Source organism: Fortiea contorta PCC 7126 (assembly GCF_000332295.1).
Lineage (GTDB): Bacteria > Cyanobacteriota > Cyanobacteriia > Cyanobacteriales > Nostocaceae > Fortiea > Fortiea contorta.
Genome location: NZ_KB235930.1, coordinates 2,104,594 through 2,123,705, shown reverse-complemented (window position 1 = coordinate 2,123,705; position 19,112 = coordinate 2,104,594). Strand labels below are relative to the sequence as shown.

The following is a 19,112-nucleotide window of genomic DNA, read 5'->3' as shown; positions in this document are numbered from 1 at the left end:
TTTGGATTTTAGATTTATTTTGCATCTTGCATCGGGCATCTCAAATTTCAAATCTAAAATCTTTCTGGAATTTTATAAATTGTTTTTCGGGCACTTTTTCTAGTGGAGCATGGTTGCAAAAGTTTGCGGGATTTTGGCCAGGGCTAGTAGTTGAGTGAAGGACAGCCAGCTAAGACGGGAGCCGTGTTTGCTAGTGTCCTTCTTAGATGCTAATTACTAAAGCTAATAATTTTTAGTTTAGCGCATAGGCAGCTTGTAGCGCCCAAATGATCAGAGCAGCAATCGATCCCAACAGCAACACGGTAGAGATAGTGACTGCTTTAGGGGAATCAGCACCCTTGAACTTCATAATTCCGCGATTTAAGTCGGACATAATTTTGTAATCTTCCTTGGTTACAGAGGTATTTTGTCCGTCTTGATTGTAGTCTTTCTGTTTATAGATAAAGTTAAATTACTATTATTCTTTTGTTTAAGGTTTGGAAGACGGGATAGGGGGAGCAGAGGGAGCAGGGGGAGCGAGAAAAGTGAAACGGTATTAGTTTTCTTTAAAAATAAAGTATAATTTGTTGCTTTATTCCCTTGGGCGCTAGTTATGAGTAGGGGGTGCGGACAGGTGTTAATAATTTTGGCGGTGGTTGTGGGATTGTTGGTGGTGCTGGAGGTAGGATTGCGATCGCTATTTGGTTTTGGCAATCCTTTGATTTATGTTCCTGATGCACAGATTGGTTATTTGCTGGCTCCTAATCAGCGGACTCGGCGCTTTGGTAATCGTATTGAAATTAATGCCTATTCGATGCGGAGTCCGGCTATTGAGCCTACACTCCCGGATTCGACGCTGCGGGTGTTGATTTTAGGCGATTCTATCGCTAATGGCGGCTGGTGGACGGATCAGGCTCGGACGATTTCTAGTTTAATTACCAATTCTGGAAATTCAGTAAATATTGGTAATTATCGCAAAATAGAAGTATTAAATGCTTCAGCTAATTCCTGGGGGCCTAGAAATGAACTCGCCTATTTACAAAGGTTTGGTAATTTTCATGCCCAGGTGGTAGTGCTATTAATTAATACTGATGATTTATTTGCAGTGACGCCTACTTCTTTACCAGTAGGACGCGATCGCAATTATCCAGATCATAAACCTCTATTGGCACTGGTGGAAGTTGTGCAACGCTATCTCTACAAGCAAAAGCCGATTCCAGAAATGATAGCACTGCAAAATGAAACAGGCGATCGTGTCGGGAAGAATTTAGCCGCTATCAGCCAAATCCACACTTTAACTCGTCAATTTTCCAGCCAATTGCTGTTAGTGATGACTCCCTTGCTGCGGGAACTGGGTGAACCGGGCCCCCGTGATTACGAAATTACAGCCCGTCAGCGTTTGATTGATTTTACTCAAACTCAACAAATTGTTTATCTAGATATATTGCCAATTTTTAACTCTACCAAAAACCCGCAAGCTCTCTACCATGACCATATTCACCTCAATTTTGCGGGAAATCAATTAGTCAGTCAAATTATCGAGCGATCGCTCGGTGAAGTTTTAAAAAATGAGTTGATATTTAAAACTGATTAATTCTGGAGTTGAGTTTTCACTCAAGACGTATATTTCCGTTAAGTAACTGTTAGTAATCCCCAAAAATATAGCAAAATTAAATTAAAAGTTTATGAAAAGAGGTAAAGGTTTAAAGCCTCGTCCCTTGTGGGCGAAAAAATCCTCATCTCACAGGGTAGGTTGAAACCTCGTCCCCTCGTGGGCGGCTTAGTTTTCCCTGTTCCCTGTTCCCTGTTCCCTGTTCCCTGTTCCCTTTCATCTGTAGACATAGCGAGGTGACAATATGGACAGTAAAAAGCTCCTGAGTCAATATGCACAAGGAGAAAGGAATTTTAATAGAGCTATTTTGCATCAGGTGAATTTGCGTAACACTGATTTAAAAGGTGCAAATTTTGCTGAAGCTGATTTGAGTGGAGCCGATTTGAGTGGAATTGATTTAAGAGGATGTAATTTAACTCGTGCAAATCTCACTAACGCAGACCTGAGTGGAGCTAATTTAGCTAACGCAAACTTGAGTGAAGTTAATTTTATTGGCGCCGATTTAATCAGGGCTAATTTAGAGGGAACAAATCTTTGTCGGGCTGATTTGCGGGGTGCAAATTTAGCGCTAGCTAACTTGTTAGGAGCAAATCTCAGTGAGGCGGAATTGAGTGGTGCGAATTTAACTAATGCTATTCTCAGACACACAAATTTAATTTGCACTAACCTGAATGAAGCTGAATTTCTTGGTGCAGATTTAACGGGAGCAACTGTCACTGAATCAGAGACGAATAATCAAGTTCTTCATGTTGGTTTATCTCATACATGGATAACTTGGGCTGGTAGCTGCTAATTTGTTTTAAAAATAATTGTGTTTAATGCCAAACAGCCGAAAATGTAGAGACGTTGCATTGCAACGTCTCTATTTTGTTAATAAACCAAAGGAGTAGCCCCACGCATCGCCCGTAAAGAGTTTATGCAAGCAGGACAGTCGCAGCCAAATAAATTGATTGCCACATCGCTTTCTTCGTCGTTGAATTCTAACATGGGAGCATCATCTGGGGATGGTGCTGCTTCAGGCTGATAGTTGGGAATCTGAGCCAGTACGGATGCTCTGGCGCATACTAAACCAACTTTATGTTTATTGCGGATACAAGATAAACGGTCTGTGCTGATGTTAGTATTTGCTGGTTCGTTAGCTTGGGCTGAATTGATCATGACTCCCATAGAAAGAATGGAGCCGAGAAGTAAAGGGGTTGAAAGGAGGCTGAGTATAAATTTGTGCATTTGGTTATAAGGGAAAACGATCCCAACTGCTCAGATTATCCGATTAAATCTTACACGGCAAGTAAATGACCATCAGGAATCCCAAAATCGGATCAGCGTTCAGATAAATTTAGGTGATACTAAATGCTGGCGGCTGATGGGGGGTGGGCGATCTCTAGCGTCAATTTTTTGCTGGGCGCGCTTACTTTCACTCTTGAATCAAAGCGAGAATTTAAGTTCCCGATTAAGTCTAGTATTTTTACTTCTACAAAATAATACAACCTTTTTTGAGATAATTTACAGATGGTGTGCTGCAAAAAAATTACTATTATCTCGGTGTCAAGCTTTACGTGTTTGGTGATAATTTTGCAGTTATTAAAATTTGAGACATAATTGCTTGAATTATGTCTAATTTTTTTGTTCAAAATTCAGTAACCGAATGATAAAGCAGTATCTCCAAGTTGTGGCAATATTTTTAATCAATAGATATTTTGAAATCTCTGTATAAATATTTCTATTTAATATCTCTACATTTGTTTCTAAATATATCTAGCATATAACGTCTTGAAAAGTCTTAAAAAATTTTCAGCAAACAAAATTTAGTCAATTAGACAATATTTTTTCTATTGATTATATAAATAAAGTCCGCTTGCGCGGACATAAGTTAGGCTTTCTGTCACTTTGATTGGCTACAATCATGTATGTATCATGATGCTTTTATTTTTGACTCTACAACCAAATAAATCAAGTCTATGATGATAATAAATAGGACATAATTACTATATTTTTATCTTTTTTAAATTCGATTATTTAATAGTTTTTATGCCCATCATATGGAAAATCTTAAACAAAGTTAACATTTTTATCTACCTATTGCAGGTATGGCAATTCTACTTTTTTATGGTATTGCTAGATGGGATTAGGTGATAACTTGCGTAGCTCATGGAATTGGGAAATGCCATAGTTAATGAGATGATTTTTGGACAAAATTCAGATATTTTTGTCTTAAGCATTTGTTCTTTTATATGGGTTTTGAATTAAAAATAAAAAGGTGGTCAGGTATTACAACCCCAGGAATTTTCCAGCCTGGGGTTTTATTTTATTTTTATAGCGTTTCTCGTTTTATGATGGTATGTTTTGTGGAGGTTAGGGATTAGGGGCGCTTAGGCTAGCTAGGGTGTTTCATGTAATTGGTAAGTGCATATATTCAACGATTTAGGTATATCGTCGTGGTGTGTAAACGATGTGATGAGCACTGCGCTGAATGCTTCTGGTTTTGGTGGAACCGACGAGAATCACTGTCCGCATGTCGGCGACATCTGCTGTTAGTTGACTGAGCGCGATCGCTTTCACACTTTCTCCAGTTCTACCGAGATTTCGCCCTAGCACTACCGGGGTATCTGGCGTTCTATGCTGCAATAGGATATCTCTAGCTGCTGTCAGTTGCCAAGTACGTTCTTGGGAAACAGGATTATAAAAGGCAATGACGAAATCAGCTGCAGCCGCTGCGGCGATGCGTTGGGCAATAATTGACCAAGGCTTTAAAATATCGGAAAGGGAAATTGCACAGAAATCATGCCCCAAAGGTGCGCCAATAGCTGCTGCGGCTGCTTGCATTGCCGAAATACCCGGTGCTACATGAATTTCCACACTGTCCCATGCGGGTTGATTATAGCGATCAATTACCTCGAAGACTGCAGTTGCCATTGCATAGATACCAGGATCACCAGAGGATACCACTGCAACATATCGCCCCTCGGCGGCCAAATCCAGCGCTATCTTTGCCCTTGCTAATTCTTCCTGGTTATCTGACTCGTGGCGTTGCTTACCATCACCCAGTGCACCGATTAAATCTAGGTAAGTTTTATAACCCACTAAATCGGTTGCCGATTTAAGAATTTCTCTCACCTCTGGTGACATCCACTGTAACCCGCCAGGGCCTGTACCGATGATTGCTAATCGCCCCTGTGGTTGACCGATGGTGTTGGGGTCGATGGGTTGGGAGGCGATCGCTATTTGGGGAGACTGGGCGATCGTTGCTTCAGCTACGGCTTTTGCAGGGCTGTAGCCTTGTGATAAATCTCTTTCCAGTTGATTTGAGGTAAAAAACCGCGCAGGCACTCCCAAGGAATTAGCAACAGCGTGTATGACTGGATTAGCAGCGGTAGTGATGGGGGCAAATATCGCTGCAACTGATGCTGGTGCTAGTTCAGCATCTACCAGCAGTTGCTGTATTAGCGCCACCGCTGTTGTACTATCTTCCTCAGTGCCACTCATGCCAATTGCTACGGTTGCTGGGTGATAAACAAGGCAATTGGGTTGAAAAGTCACCGCACGTTCAGTAACCTCGATGGTCAAATCTCCACTTGGGTCAATCGGTAGTTGACTATTACTCAACCAGGGCGCCGTCCCGACTATTTTCACCTGCGCCCCTGCGAGCAAATCTGAGATAAAGGTTTTCGCATCTTCTGGATTGGCTAAATGGTATCCAGGAGGAGGTGATAACAAGGCTGTACCCAAGCGGATATCGCCTGTAGTTGTGATGGCTGCTTGTACGTTCAGAACCTCAGCAATGCGACGGGCTAAATCGTTGACTCCATTGAGTCCACCCAACAGAGGAATAACCGCGCTACCATCTTCAGCTACAGCTATCAGTGGCGGTTCTTGGCGTTTATCTGAAAGTAGCGGGGCTAGGGTTCTAATTAAAATTCCGGCGGCGCAAATACCTATTACGGGCGTTCGCTGTGCGAACAACTCTCGCAACGTTTCGCCAAAGTTGGTGAAGCTGACATCAACTGCAGATGTGCGCCCCGCCAAACCGTAGACAGTCCCCCCAGGAAAGACGCTGATGATTTGGCGGGCGAGTGTTACGCTGTTTTGACTTAATACTACAATGGCGGGTGCAATCTTGGTGATCATGAAACTTGTGGCTGTTAATTAATAGATATCTGACAACAGTTGATATCTTTCACATCAAACCACAGATGCACACAAATTTTTTCTCTAATTCTTTCTCTTGCGGTACAAAATTGTGTCGCAAGTTGTAGGAGCACAACATGTTGTGCCCCTACGGGTGTACTTCCTGAGCAATAATATATACGAATCCGGTTTGATTTTTGAAAAGATATGTAGTGGCGTGTCTAGCCTTAAATAGTGCATTAGTAGGGTGCGTTGTCGCGTAGTGCAACGCACCGCCTGCATAGGTCAAGACGGTGCGTTACTTCGTTAACGCACCCTACAAAAATAAAAATAAGAGTGCAACATTTTAGCGTTGTCACGCCACTACCATACCTAATTTTGTTCGCAAATCAAATACTAGTCCTAATATAAGGTTCTTAATTTCAGGACTGACGCCACCCGCAGATAAATAAAAATCTTGGATTTTCTTGACATATTCGTACACTAACTTGTGCAAACCTGAATCAAAATCTTGAAATCCCTCGCTTTTACCGTATTTCTAAAGTCGCATTTTAGTTGGAATAATAATCATGGAAAAATAGGGCACTTCTGCAGGGTCAACTTCATCGAGGGATACGATGCGTTGGCGTGCGGTTGTCGCCCGTTCAATGTATCTCGCACGGGATGCTAATCCTAGTTGATGCAGAATATCTCGGACTTTGGTGAAGTGACGCCCTAGTTTGATAATTGCGGCGGCGTCGGTTGTTAATAGTTGTGTGGTTAAGGCTTCTGCAGGCATTGGGGCGGGTAGCACGGTAAGGATATCGTTGTAGTAGGTGAAGGGTACGCCCAATGCTACGGGACAAGCCATGAGGGAGGAAACGCCGGGGACAACTTCTGTTTCATACTGCTCAGATAAGCGTGTGAAAACGTACATAAATGAACCGTAGAAAAACGGATCACCTTCGCACAACACAACTACGTCTCGCCCAGCGGCGAGATGTTCGGCGATGGGTGCAACTTCTCTGTCGTAGATAGCCTCGGCTGTTTCTGGTTCTAGGGCGCGGGGAAGATGAAAGGGAACTTCAATTTGATTACCTGTGAGATATGGAGCCACAATCGCCCTAGCTACACTCTCCCGATTTGTGGCTGATTGATAGGCGACTACAGGTGCTGCTTGCAACAGCCGCAGGGCTTTCAAGGTTAATAGTTCTGGGTCGCCTGGCCCAACACCAATTCCATAAAGCCGACCTTTGGTTTTGATACTCATTCTGCCTCCGTGGCTAGAGCATTAACGGCGGCGGCAGCGATCGCACTACCACCACGCCGACCGTGTAAAGTTAAAAATGGTACATTGCGGCTGTCTGCTGCTAGTGCGGCTTTGGACTCGGCTGCACCGACAAAGCCGACGGGAAAGCCTAAGATGATTGCTGGTTTTGTGGTCACTGTATCCAGCATTTCTAAGAGGCGAAACAGGGCGGTAGGAGCGTTACCAATGGCGATTACTGCTCTGTCTAGGTGGGGTTGCCATAATTCTAGGGCGGCGGCTGATCTAGTCGTTCCCAGACGTTGAGCAAGTTCTGCTGTTTCTGGTTCGTTGAGGGTACAGATAACTTGGTTATTTGCAGGCAAGCGCCGCCTTGTCACTCCGTCGGCAACCATGCGACAATCGCACAAAATCGGTGCGCCGTCTGCTAGTGCGGCTCGTGCTGATTGCACGGCTGTGGGGGAATATCCTATGTCGTTCACAATATCCGTCATTCCACAGGCATGAATTAATCTAACTGCAACTTTTGCTACATCTGGAGGTAACAGATTGAGGTTGGCTTCTGAGCGGATGATGGCGAAGGAATGACGGTAGATTTCGTCGGCGTCTCGGATGTAGTCTGGCATTCAATTTTGGATTTTGGCGTTGTTGATGGTAGGGATTTTTCTCACGCAAAGGCGCAAAGGCGCAAAGGAAGAAAGATGAAAATTGCTGTCAGAGTTGATAGGGTGAATAGGTGCTTTAATTGGGCGATCGCATGTCGATTGGTAAATTCTCTGAAGGTTTCATGTGGATCAATACGTTGGCGTTGATACACCTGTAGCATTTGCTCTAGCAATTTGGGTAATTCTGCTGTAGTTACTGCTGGGTAGAGTTCTCGACCAAATTGTTGGTTGCTTTCGCCATCACCTACATAGACGCGATAGCCAGTGTTATTGTGATGAGTCACACCAAGCAGGGTAATTTCGCTTTGGCTATGTTGGGCGCAGGATTTGCTACAGCCGCTGAGATGGATATTAATTGGGTGATTGAGGGTGACATGTGTGCTGATATACTCTGCTAATGCTAGGGCGTCACTTTTGGTGTCAGTTGCCGAAGCGGCACAACCTGTGTTACCAGAACAGGCGACTAATGCACTGTTTATATTGCGGGGTGAACAATCTAACCCTAAGGCGGCTATTTCTCTTTTGACATCAGCAACCCATTGTTGGGGAATATCGGTAATTAGCAAATTTTGCCAAGGGGTGAGTCGGAGATTAGCACTTCCGTATTTGGCGGCTAAATTAGCTAAACCCCGCATCTGGAAAGTTTCTAAGCGACCGAGGGGCAAAACTACGCCAATATAAAATAAATCGGCTTGGCGTTGCGGATGGATGCCGATGTGTTGATAATTTTTTGTAGAGACGTGATATGTCAAGTCTTGGCGTTGCTGATGAACAAACAGGGAAAAAGGTAAGCGCTGCTGGACTTGTTGAAGATAATTGTCAGAACCTAAAGTGTTGAGTAAGTCTCTCAACCGGAGCTTGCGTTTACTGGTAATGTCGGTATGCTCTAAGTAGATATCAGTTAAAGCTGCCAAAACTGGCAAATATCGTTTTGTTGGCAATAAAATTCCTGTATCCCTTGGTGGTTCTCCTCCAGCACCGACACTCAGATGCAAGCGAAAGTAAACTTGACCATCGACCAAGACTGCAGCCAGGGTGATATCATTGAGGCGCTGGCTTTGCCCGCTGCCGGCATCGCACACTGAAACTATCCCGCCGCCATCAAAGCAAACGCTAAATTTTGCTGACAACCTTGAAAGTTCGGGATGGGCTGTGATGTAATTTTCCCAACCTTGAACAAAGGGACGTGTGTCGATTAATTCGTATAAATCGATACTTGCAGTCGGGCTGGTCATAATATTACGGATATGGTCTACAGCCGGATTCCTGGCGGCTAAACCTAAATCCTGTAAGCTTTTCAGAACTTCTTTATGAATATCTTGGGAAAGTTCCCGAATTTGTAGGTTAGCGCGATTTGTCACATCGGCATAATTGCCACCGTATTGATCAGCGATGTTGGCGATCGCTCTCAATTGTTGACTATTGAGCATTCCGCCTGGTATTCTAATGCGATACAATAAACCGTCTTGGGCGGGTGTAGGATAAAACAATCCAGGACAAGGCGAAATTTGAGATAGCAAAGCTGTAACTCCTTCCCTGTGCGACGCAGAGAGTAGATAGTAAATGTGTGTTGCGGACGGCATGAGTGTTGGCGTTCTGACTTGGGTAATCCCTTTACAGCTGCGGCACAGTCCCGGAATTTCACCGGAGTTTCCCAACTCCAAGCTTTAGTAATTTAACATAAGAAAAGCCTCTAGTTTTGCTGACTTTATATATTTTGAATTCATTTGATACTATGCCCTCAATCGGTTAGATTTTCACAAAGTAGATATCGTACCTTATTTTGATTTTGTTCCTGAAAACTTGCAAGACTTTTTTCTCTACAGTGCCAAACATCACTGAGAATTATAAAATGCTAATGTCTGCTGTGGAATTTCTACTTTTTCGTTGCTCGCTTCTCCAGATGAAATTACAACAAGGTGTCAAAAGCTAGCAGTCGGCATTGAATCAGGAATGATTACCAATATCATCAAAAAATAGGAACATAATCAAGGTGATTATCTATTTGTAATTGCCCATAAAGTTAATTGATGTTTGCGTAGCGTCTCTGATAGGTAATCATTGGTCAAGAATTGTTTTCCGAATTTGCTCTCGATTTTGATTAAGTAACTGCACTCAACAAAGACACAATATACTGATTTAAACTAACACCTTCTTGTTCAGCAGTCTCAGATAAACGACGATGTAAAGATTTTGGCATTCTCACCAGCAATTTACCACTGTAGCTATCATCATTAATAGGTAAGGGAATGTCGTCACCAGCTTCATAAGCTGTCTCAATCCACAATTCCCTAGCTTCATTAATATTAGCAATTGTCTGTTCTAGGGTTTCACCTTGAGTCAGACATCCAGGTAAGTCTTTAATTTGAGCTACATATCCCCTCTCTGGATCGGGGTAAAGTGTTACAGGATATTGAAGATTTAAATAATATTCTAGGGACTGTTTCTCAATCTCCTTGTTCTTCTGGTTTAGCGTCTTCATCAATCCACTCTTGTAAATTTAATAGTTCAATTATTCGTTGTACATAAACACCTTTGACTTTTTGTCCCCCAGTTTTAGGTACGGTAATAGTTCTACCTTGAGAGTCTCGAAAACTATGATGGCTACCTTTAGACCTTTTTTCTTCAAAGCCAAAAGCTGTCAACAAATAGTATACGTCCTGAAATCGCACTTCTGGAGGCTGTTTGAGAAATTCCTCCACTAATTTTTTGAGTTTGCTCATCGAGTAATAGTACCATATATGATATCACATAAAATATGGCTTTAAATCTAAAAGGAGATATCTGGGTTGGGCTGCGCCAATGCACTTCATCTTGTATGAGAATATATAGGCGATCGCACTCTTCACCGATTTATTAGGATATGACACAGAAATGGCTCTCGATTATCGGTATTGGTGAGGACGGATTACAGGGGTTAAGTGCGATCGCCCGTTCTCTGGTTGAGCAAGCTGAGGTGATCATGGGAGGCGATCGCCATTTGGCAATGTTAAGAGCAAATGACTCTCGTTTGCAAATAGCCTGGAAATCTCCCTTTAGCCACTCTGTTGAAGAGATTATCCAGCGTCGCGGTCAGCATGTCTGCATTCTCGCCAGTGGTGATCCTTTGTGTTACGGAGTTGGTGACACCCTCACACAGCGGATTCCTATTTCCGAAATGACAATTATTCCCGCACCGTCAACTTTTAGTCTCGCCTGTGCCAGATTAGGATGGTCTTTAAGTGCAGTGGAAACCTTAAGTTTGTGTGGTCGTCCAGCTTCTGTGTTGCAATCTTATATCTATCCTGGAGCGCGATTATTGATTCTCAGTGCGGGGAAAGATACGCCGCAGCTTGTAGCTGAAATCTTGACAAAGCGAGGTTTTGGTGATAGCGAGATGACTGTATTGGAACGGATGGGAGGAGTTCAAGAAAGAATTATTGTCAGTAAAGCTGCAGCGGGGATGGAAACCCAAATTGCGGCTTTAAATGCGATCGCAGTTCATTGTATCGCCGATGCCGCAATAACTCCACTATCCAGGCTACCAGGACTACCAGACGATGCCTACAACCACGATGGACAGCTCACCAAACGGGAAGTCAGGGCTATGACCTTATCTACCCTCGCACCCACACCAGGAGAGTTGCTGTGGGATGTTGGCGCCGGCTGTGGTTCCATATCTATAGAATGGATGCGGACTCATCCGAGATGTCGGGCGATCGCTATTGAACAAAACACCACAAGATTACATTACATAGCCGACAACGCCGCAGCTTTAGGTGTCCCCAACTTACAAATCATCGCCGGTCAAGCACCAACCGCTCTCAAAAACCTACCCACACCCAATGCTATCTTTATTGGTGGTGGAGTTACAGCCCATGAATTATTTGATATTTGTTGGTCAGCATTACCAATTGGCGGGCGTATAGTTGCTAATGTTGTCACCATAGAAGGTGAACAAACTTTATTTAAATGGTATGAAAAAGTAGGCGGTAATTTCACGCGAATTGCCATCCAAAAAGCTGAACCAATTGGTAAATTTTTAGGTTGGCGAGCCTTGGCACCTGTTACACAATGGATAGTAGTAAAAAAATAATTCACAGTTCATAATTAATCTAGAAAATTAATGGTTTTATTTTTGTCTAGATGATTAATTACTTACTGCCTTTTCAAGTTAGAATAAACTAACATGATAACGCTAGCTGAAATTAAATTTTTTAATCACAAATTACAACTTACGAACTACAAATTATTATGGTCGCTACCCCAGAACCCAACTACCTGACTCCAGAAGAATACCTCAAACTGGAGGAAACAAGTTCAATTAAACACGAATACATCGATGGTTACGCCTACGCCATGGCTGGAGCACTTGACCCCCACGTTACCACAGCCGGAAATTTGTTTACTCTCCTCCGTAGCCATGTGCGGGGAACAGGTTGTCGTGTTTACATCGCTGACATGAAAGCCCGGATTGAGTCGCTCAATCGATATTACTATCCTGATGTCATGGTGACATGCGATGCGCGAGATCAGGAAACACCAGGACATAAAAAATTTCCTTGTTTAATTGTCGAAGTTTTATCTAATTCTACTGAAGCCTTTGATCGGGGTGATAAATTTGCTGATTATCAGCAAATTGAAACATTACAAGAATACGTTTTAATTAATACGAAACGTCAGCGAATTGAATGTTTAAGACGTAGCGCCCAAAATATATGGATCTTGCAAATTTACACATTATCAGATGAAATATTTGAACTTAAAAGTATTGACTTTGAAGCCACAATAGCAGAACTCTATGAAGATGTGACTTTGGAATCAAGCACTGCTGATTGAATGTGGGAAAATAATCTTGTCTTGGCTCAGTGTGTAGCTTTGCTTTCCCTTGACGGGTGTCTGTAACATTTCCTCTCCCAATCGATAAATTGATGCGGAATTGACACCGAGATGAGTGAATTTAATAGCACAACCCAGCAATACAGAAAAACAAACAGATGTTGCACAAGACTCAGAGATATTTTCTCCCATTTATAGCCATAGCGATCGCTTCTAGCCTCAGCAGTTGTAAATCTAGTCAAGAAGTAGCCCACTCTTCCCTCAGTGTCAGCCAAACCCCCAGCATCGCTCAACTGACAGCTAAATCTGCGGTTTCAGAACCAGTTCTCACTAACGTCACCGTCTACACAAGCGATGTCCAATGTCAAGTACTGATTCCTCAGAAATTAGCAGTACCCGCCAAGGAAGCAATCAAAGATTCCATCAGTAAAATTTTAGAACAACCAGATTCTGGTGACTTCGATTTATTAAGTTATCGCGTTAGTGTCGAAGATGGTACCGCTACAGTAGATTTTCGCATCTCGCCTCAATCACCGCGACAACTAGCTTCTCTTTCTAGCTGTGAACAGTTTGCTCTTTTTGGTAGTCTCCGCAAAACCCTCACAAGTAATACTCAATGGAACATTAAACAGGTTCGCTTCACCGCACGAGGTGAGGAGATTGTTCTGTAGCCGTTGATTATTGATGAAAATTATATGAGCTACTAGCTATTCTTATATTTATCGTCAGTAAAAGCCTTAAGCAAAGCATTGCTTATAGATCTATTTAATAGAGACAATACCAGTTTGAGTGTTATCTGTAAACAGCACTCAAACTTTTTGCTTTGTCAACCCCTATTTTCAATGTTTGTCAGCCAGACGAATTAGCCAGATGAAAGATTAAAGTTTCTTTTTCTACCCTAGGGAAGGGGACGGTCAATTAAGTATGTTTTATAGTCTTGAAGATTGAGTTATTAGTCAATCACACTTATCCTACTAAATAAGGGAACAAAGTCAAATCATTTGGTGTCACCCACGTAAGTAGATAGATTTCTTCTTTACGAGAAAGAAGAAAACAGAGAAAATTGACGATTTTATTTACCTCCCAAAATTAATGCGGTGGATTGTCATCCATCGCCAAAATTGAGATGGTTAAATAAGTCTGCAGTCAAGTCTAAAGTGCTGACTACATAATCATCGCCACTAATTTTGAGGGGTAAATAAATGTAAGGCGTAGCGGTTTTCCACACAGTGCCGCTCAGAAGAAATAACGTAAATTCAGTAAAATACAACTACAATCAGGCAATGACTAATCAACCTTTTGCTCAATTCTTCTTCCAATCCTGCAGAAAAATAGGTATAATTCCAGCCATTGCCTATAAAGCCAAATCTTTGTTTTATCCCTTTGTCAATAAATTGGGAATGAAAGTGAAAGGGAGTGAATTTCCCTTATTTGTAAAAAACATCAAATACCCAGTTTATTGTCGTTATGGTACTAGTGATAGTTTCGTATTCGACCAGATTTTTGTTAACGAAGAATATGCTGGCTTAGGTAACATTGAGAACGTTGATTGGATTATCGATTGTGGAGCAAATGTAGGTTACTCTGCCGTATATTTGTTGAATAAATATCCCCAAGCCAAAATCATTGCTGTGGAGCCAGACCCGGAAAACTTTGAGCTTTGTGCTCAGAACCTTGCACCCTATGGCGATCGCGTGCATATGATCAATTCAGCCATTTGGTCGAGCACGGTAGATTTAGTAATTGACAGACCATTGCAAGATAATGGTGAGTGGGCTGTGCAAGTAAGACCATGTGAACCTGGAGAAACACCAGCTTTGAATGCTATAGATATCAAGTCTCTACTGGATAATTTTGATTTGAAGACGGTTGATATCCTCAAGGTTGATATTGAAACCGCAGAGTTGGAAGTTTTTGCACATAACTATCAAGAGTGGTTAAAAAAAGTTAAAAATATTGCCATTGAATTGCATGGCAAAGATTGCGAGGAAGTTTTCTTTAAAGCCATATCCTCTATTCAACATAACTCCTGGAGTGCTGGAGAGTTAACTTTTTGCCAAATAGATCAACAACAACTTGTCTCCGTTGCATAACAGAGATAAGTTTTTAGTTAAATAGCGGGAGCACGGTATTCAGTCAGAGCAAAAGATTGTGTGCCGTGCTTTCATCATATCTTGCTAAGTGATAAATCCCGACTCAGCGGCGCTGACGACACAGCTACAATAGTACCACTAGCAAAGATGATGCCGGATTTTTGACTTTATGACTTCCGCTACAACCGTAAAAACTCAGTATGAAGCGATTATTGGCTTAGAAACCCATTGTCAGCTCAGTACAAACACCAAGATTTTCTCCAACAGTTCCACAGCCTTTGGTGCTGAACCCAATACTAACATTGACCCTGTGTGTATGGGTTTACCAGGGGTTCTACCTGTACTTAACCAAAAAGTACTGGAATATGCGGTGAAAGCAGGTTTAGCTCTGAATTGCCAAATCGCTGAGTATAGTAAATTTGACCGCAAACAATATTTTTACCCGGATTTACCGAAAAATTACCAAATTTCTCAATACGATCTACCCATCGCTGAACATGGTTGGATCGAAATTCAGTTGGTAGATGCTGAGGGAAACGCTACCCCTAAGCGCATTGGCATTACTCGCTTGCATATGGAAGAAGATGCAGGCAAACTGGTACATGCGGGTAGTGAGCGTCTTGCTGGTTCCACTTATTCGCTGGTAGATTACAATCGGGCTGGCGTACCTTTGGTGGAGATTGTTTCTGAACCCGATTTGCGCTCTGGACAAGAAGCCGCCGAATATGCTCAAGAATTACGCCGGATTGTCCGTTATCTCGGTGTCAGCGACGGTAACATGCAAGAAGGTTCTCTGCGCTGTGATGTCAACATCTCCGTGCGTCCGGTGGGACAAAAGAAGTTTGGCACAAAAGTAGAAATTAAAAATATGAACTCATTCAACGCCATTCAACGGGCGATTGAATATGAAATTGAACGCCAAATCGCCGCAGTGGAAGCCGGCGAACGCATTATCCAAGAAACTCGTCTCTGGGAAGAAGGTTCGCAACGCACAATTAGTATGCGGGTGAAGGAAGGTTCTAGCGATTACCGCTATTTCCCAGAACCAGATTTAGCACCCATCGAGGTTTCCTCAGCACAGTTAGCACAATGGCGCAGCGAACTTCCAGAACTTCCCAAGCAAAAACGCCACCGTTACGAAGCTGAGTTAGGACTGTCAACTTATGATACGAGAGTGTTGACAGAAGACCAACCAGTGGCTGACTATTTTGAAAGTGCGATCGCTGCAGGTGCTAATCCTAAAGCTGCCGCTAACTGGATTACTCAAGATATCGCTGCCTACCTCAACAAGCAAAAACTCAGTATCACAGCCATCGGTTTGACTCCCGAATATTTAGCTGACGTCATCACCCGCATTGAGCAAGGTAAAATCAGCAACGCCCAAGCTAAACAAAAGTTACCAGATTTGCTCAATGGTGTGGCTCCAGAACAAGCCTTCGCCGGTCAAGAGTTAATCACTGACCTTAGCGTTTTAGAACCGATAGTCGATGAAGTCATCGCCGCTAATCCTAAAGAATTAGAAAAGTATCGCGGTGGTAACATCAACCTCAAAGGCTTCTTTGTCGGACAAGTTCTGAAAAAGACCAGCAAGCGCGCTGACCCGAAACTGACTAATGAATTGGTCGAGAAGAAGCTTAACGCTTAGTGGTTTATCCCGTTAGTAGGTGGGGTGCGTTACAGCAATTTATACTGTTGCTGATACTCAAATGCTGAGATTGCCGTAACACACCCTACAGAATATTTACTTAAGATAGGGTGGTGCTAACTACGAAACAGCAACCGTAAATTTTGCAGTTTGAGCGCTGCTTGCTTTGTGAAGTCTTTACACAAACCCTGACAAAATCTGTATTATCGCCATCTCCATAGTGTTATACTTTGCGAAATGAATGCGCGTTGGTAATGTGTGAATTCAACTATACTCCTTAAATTTTTTTCCAGTTGAACCGCACAAGTACCAGGGTGAAGACAAATAACAAGCAAAAAATTTCCGAAAAATTATTCCCACCAAACATTTCCGAAAACGGTATCTAGATAACTTTCCGTTGCTCTTAGTCTTGCACAAGCACTTATGATAGTTTTTTGTTATTCAATGATACTTACATGTTTAGTAAAAATTATTGCGGTAATGAAGGGTATTGCCCCTCACCCACAAAGTGGTATACTGTGTTATGTAGATGCACCCTGATGATCTGGAGAGATGCCTAAGCGGCTCTCTTTTTTTTTGGCAATTTTCCCGTTATCAAAGAGATTAGTGGTATTGAGTCTTCACGATGCTTTGATATTTCTCCAAAAAGTTTTTAAGGGGTATTGCCCCTCACGCATAAAGTGGTATACTGTGTTATGTAGATGCACCCTGATGATCTGGAGAGATGCCTAAGCGGCTCTCTTTTTTTTTGGCAATTTTTCAGCTATCACAGAAAATACTGGTATTGAGTCTTCATAACATGTTGATATTTGTTCAAAAAGTTTTTAAGGGGTATTGCCCCTCACGCATAAAGTGGTATACTGTGTTATGTAGATGCACCCTGATGATCTGGAGAGCGACCCAAGTGGCTCTCCTTTTTCAATTTTTACTGAGCAAGAATATATGAAGTGGTGATCAAGACTTGATATAATCGCCAGTCGAGCCACTAGAGAGTTGTGGGAGAAAAAATATGGCAGACTGGCAAGAAATCCCTGGCGGAATCACGGCACCGAGGGGTTTTCAAGCATCAGGAATCGCTGCGGGGTTGAAACCATCGGGATTGCCTGATTTAGCTTTGATATTCTCAGATGTAGAAGCGATCGCTGCAGGTGTATTCACCACCTCTCAAGTGAGAGCAGCTTGTGTAGATTATTGTCGTCAACGTTTGCAATCGAAGCAGGGCGCGAGGGCGATTCTTTGTAACGCCGGACAAGCCAACGCCGCCACAGGAACTCAAGGCTGGTTTGATGCACAAGAATCAGCGATCGCCATCGCCCAAGCACTCAATGTTTCCTCAGATTCTATCTTGCTGGCTTCCACCGGGGTAATTGGGCAAAGAATTAAAATGGATGCCATGAAAAAGGGTATCCCCCAACTAGTCGCTGAGTTATCACCCACAGGCTCAGATGCAGCCGCCAAAGCAATTATCACCACAGATTTAGTGCCAAAATCCATCGCCTTAGAAACCACTATCGGCGATCGCCCAGTGCGAATTGGGGGAATAGCCAAAGGTTCCGGGATGATTCACCCCAACATGGCCACTATGCTCGCCTTTATCACCTGCGACGCCGCCGTTTCGCCCTCCCTATGGCAACAAATGTTAAGCCAAGCAGCCGATAAAAGCTTCAATTCCATCACCGTAGACGGCGACACCAGCACCAACGACAGCTTAATCGCTTTAGCTAACGGTCAATCCCGCACCCCAGCCATCATCGAAATGGGACTAGAAGCGGAAAAATTAGAAGCCATGTTAATTGCGGTGTGTCAGTATTTAGCAAAAGCGATCGCTCGTGACGGCGAAGGAGCCACCTGTCTTTTAGAAGTGCAAGTCATGGGCGCTAACGACGAACATTCCGCCCGTCAAATCGCCAAAACCATCGCCGGTTCATCCTTAGTTAAATCAGCCATCTTCGGCCGCGATCCCAACTGGGGACGCATCGCCGCCGCTGCAGGTAGAGCAGGGGTAGCATTTGAGCAAGAAAACTTGCAGATTAAACTAGGCGACTTTTTAATGTTAGAAAACGGTCAACCGACACCATTTGACCGCGCAGCCGCGAGTAACTATTTGAAACAAGCCGCAGCAGGAGCATATCTGCAAACAGATACCGTCTTAATTTCCGTCAGCGTCGGTAATGGTCATGGTACAAGTAAAGCTTGGGGCTGTGACTTGAGTTATGATTACGTGAAGATTAACGCTGAGTATACGACGTGATGGAGTGGTGGGGTGGTGGGGTGATGGGGTGGTGGGGTGGTGGGGTGGTGGGGTGATGGGGTGATGGGGTGATGGGGTGGTGGGGTGATGGGGTGATGGGGTGATGGGGTGATGGGGTGATGGGGTGATGGGGTGATGGGGTGGTGGGGTGATGGGGTGGACAAGATGTCATAGGTGTCAACTTAACGTCAAACCCTTGTCCCGCCTCACAATGAATTGTGAGTCTCACAGCAAAAGTCATCTCAAGATGACTGAAAATTCGCACAAAACCCTAGTCTACTTCAGTAGACTTGAGCTATTAGCCTGGGAATTGATTCCCAGGCGGGTAGGTCAGCCCAGCAATCAGCCATCTGTAAACCCTTGTCCCGCCTCACAATGAGAAGTTTTAGAAGTATCGCCATTAACGTGAAATGATATGAGATGCGTTACGCTCCGCTAACGCATCCTACTAATACTCCGGCTCCGTTCAGTACAAGTCACCCCATATTGGTGTCAACTTAACGTGAAACCCTTGTCAAAACTCGATTTTGGATTCACTCACTTACCATGACAATGCGCGTTACCCCACCCCGGCTTTGCTCGCGCAAAACCTCCCCTCCCCTTGGCAAGGGGAGGGGATTAAGGGGTGGGGTAAAACGCCTGGGGGACAAAGGTTTTAGCTTAAGTTGACACCAATGG

At 43.3% G+C, this 19,112-nt stretch carries 17 protein-coding genes and 1 riboswitch; of the genes, 8 read left to right on the top strand and 9 right to left on the bottom strand.

The window, feature by feature from the left end; translation table 11 throughout:
* The first annotated feature begins 613 nt into the window (after positions 1–613).
* Both MIC7126_RS0109955 and MIC7126_RS0109950 read left to right on the top strand, forming a co-directional pair.
* Positions 614–1,573 carry an SGNH/GDSL hydrolase family protein gene (locus MIC7126_RS0109955; RefSeq protein WP_017652994.1) on the top strand — a complete coding sequence of 320 codons (960 nt, stop codon included), beginning with the start codon at positions 614–616 and terminating at the stop codon, positions 1,571–1,573.
* A 262-nt stretch (positions 1,574–1,835) separates the two neighbouring features.
* A complete protein-coding gene (locus tag MIC7126_RS0109950; protein ID WP_017652993.1) occupies positions 1,836–2,384 on the top strand; it encodes a pentapeptide repeat-containing protein in 549 nt (182 codons plus the stop codon).
* Between the two features lie 77 nt (positions 2,385–2,461).
* On the opposite strand, the gene MIC7126_RS0109945 is transcribed toward MIC7126_RS0109950, so the two are convergent.
* From MIC7126_RS0109945 to MIC7126_RS27355, 7 genes are all read right to left on the bottom strand, one after another.
* On the bottom strand, positions 2,462–2,818 hold the full coding sequence (locus MIC7126_RS0109945; protein ID WP_026100156.1) for a hypothetical protein: 357 nt from the start codon (positions 2,816–2,818) through the stop codon (positions 2,462–2,464).
* A 1,194-nt stretch (positions 2,819–4,012) separates the two neighbouring features.
* Positions 4,013–5,716, bottom strand: a complete 1,704-nt coding sequence (gene cobJ, locus MIC7126_RS0109940; RefSeq protein WP_017652991.1) for a precorrin-3B C(17)-methyltransferase — start codon at positions 5,714–5,716, stop codon at positions 4,013–4,015.
* 538 nt (positions 5,717–6,254) lie between these two features.
* Entirely contained in the window at positions 6,255–6,959 is a 705-nt protein-coding gene (locus tag MIC7126_RS0109935; protein WP_026100155.1) for a precorrin-2 C(20)-methyltransferase, read from the bottom strand.
* A 2-nt stretch (positions 6,960–6,961) separates the two neighbouring features.
* A complete protein-coding gene (locus tag MIC7126_RS0109930) occupies positions 6,962–7,588 on the bottom strand; it encodes a precorrin-8X methylmutase (protein WP_017652989.1) in 627 nt (208 codons plus the stop codon).
* A gap of 41 nt (positions 7,589–7,629) precedes the next feature.
* Positions 7,630–9,210, bottom strand: a complete 1,581-nt coding sequence (gene cobG / locus MIC7126_RS0109925) for a precorrin-3B synthase (protein ID WP_017652988.1) — start codon at positions 9,208–9,210, stop codon at positions 7,630–7,632.
* Positions 9,209–9,302, bottom strand: a riboswitch (adenosylcobalamin-variant (AdoCbl-variant) riboswitch). (Overlaps the previous gene by 2 nt.)
* 426 nt (positions 9,303–9,728) lie before the next feature.
* Complete coding sequence (locus MIC7126_RS0109920; protein ID WP_017652987.1) at positions 9,729–10,109, bottom strand: type II toxin-antitoxin system HicB family antitoxin; 381 nt, start codon at positions 10,107–10,109, stop codon at positions 9,729–9,731.
* Positions 10,075–10,350, bottom strand: a complete 276-nt coding sequence (locus MIC7126_RS27355) for a type II toxin-antitoxin system HicA family toxin (protein WP_017652986.1) — start codon at positions 10,348–10,350, stop codon at positions 10,075–10,077. The genes MIC7126_RS0109920 and MIC7126_RS27355 overlap by 35 nt, the downstream gene beginning before the upstream one ends.
* Before the next feature lie 140 nt (positions 10,351–10,490).
* Between MIC7126_RS27355 and MIC7126_RS0109910 the strand changes: the two genes are divergently transcribed.
* From MIC7126_RS0109910 to MIC7126_RS0109900, 3 genes are all read left to right on the top strand, one after another.
* Positions 10,491–11,702, top strand: a complete 1,212-nt coding sequence (locus MIC7126_RS0109910) for a bifunctional cobalt-precorrin-7 (C(5))-methyltransferase/cobalt-precorrin-6B (C(15))-methyltransferase (protein ID WP_017652985.1) — start codon at positions 10,491–10,493, stop codon at positions 11,700–11,702.
* 158 nt (positions 11,703–11,860) lie between these two features.
* Positions 11,861–12,445: a Uma2 family endonuclease gene (locus MIC7126_RS0109905; protein WP_017652984.1), complete on the top strand. Its 585-nt coding sequence runs from the start codon at positions 11,861–11,863 to the stop codon at positions 12,443–12,445.
* A gap of 158 nt (positions 12,446–12,603) precedes the next feature.
* Positions 12,604–13,116, top strand: coding sequence for a GerMN domain-containing protein (locus tag MIC7126_RS0109900; RefSeq protein WP_017652983.1), 513 nt, complete (start codon positions 12,604–12,606; stop codon positions 13,114–13,116).
* A gap of 434 nt (positions 13,117–13,550) precedes the next feature.
* On the opposite strand, the gene MIC7126_RS32240 is transcribed toward MIC7126_RS0109900, so the two are convergent.
* Positions 13,551–13,673, bottom strand: a complete 123-nt coding sequence (locus MIC7126_RS32240) for a hypothetical protein (protein ID WP_017652982.1) — start codon at positions 13,671–13,673, stop codon at positions 13,551–13,553.
* A gap of 55 nt (positions 13,674–13,728) precedes the next feature.
* Between MIC7126_RS32240 and MIC7126_RS27350 the strand changes: the two genes are divergently transcribed.
* The 3 genes from MIC7126_RS27350 to argJ all read left to right on the top strand — a co-directional run bounded on the left by MIC7126_RS27350 (position 13,729) and on the right by argJ (position 18,434).
* Positions 13,729–14,538, top strand: coding sequence for an FkbM family methyltransferase (locus tag MIC7126_RS27350; RefSeq protein WP_017652981.1), 810 nt, complete (start codon positions 13,729–13,731; stop codon positions 14,536–14,538).
* Positions 14,539–14,707: 169 nt separating this feature from the next.
* Complete coding sequence (gatB, locus tag MIC7126_RS0109885; RefSeq protein ID WP_017652980.1) at positions 14,708–16,183, top strand: Asp-tRNA(Asn)/Glu-tRNA(Gln) amidotransferase subunit GatB; 1,476 nt, start codon at positions 14,708–14,710, stop codon at positions 16,181–16,183.
* A 1,009-nt stretch (positions 16,184–17,192) separates the two neighbouring features.
* Positions 17,193–18,434 carry a bifunctional ornithine acetyltransferase/N-acetylglutamate synthase gene (gene argJ, locus MIC7126_RS0109880; protein ID WP_017652979.1) on the top strand — a complete coding sequence of 414 codons (1,242 nt, stop codon included), beginning with the start codon at positions 17,193–17,195 and terminating at the stop codon, positions 18,432–18,434.
* On the opposite strand, the gene MIC7126_RS29190 is transcribed toward argJ, so the two are convergent.
* On the bottom strand, positions 18,412–18,675 hold the full coding sequence (locus tag MIC7126_RS29190) for a hypothetical protein (protein ID WP_154655868.1): 264 nt from the start codon (positions 18,673–18,675) through the stop codon (positions 18,412–18,414). The two genes, argJ and MIC7126_RS29190, sit on opposite strands and share 23 nt — an antisense overlap.
* Positions 18,676–19,112 lie beyond the last annotated feature (437 nt).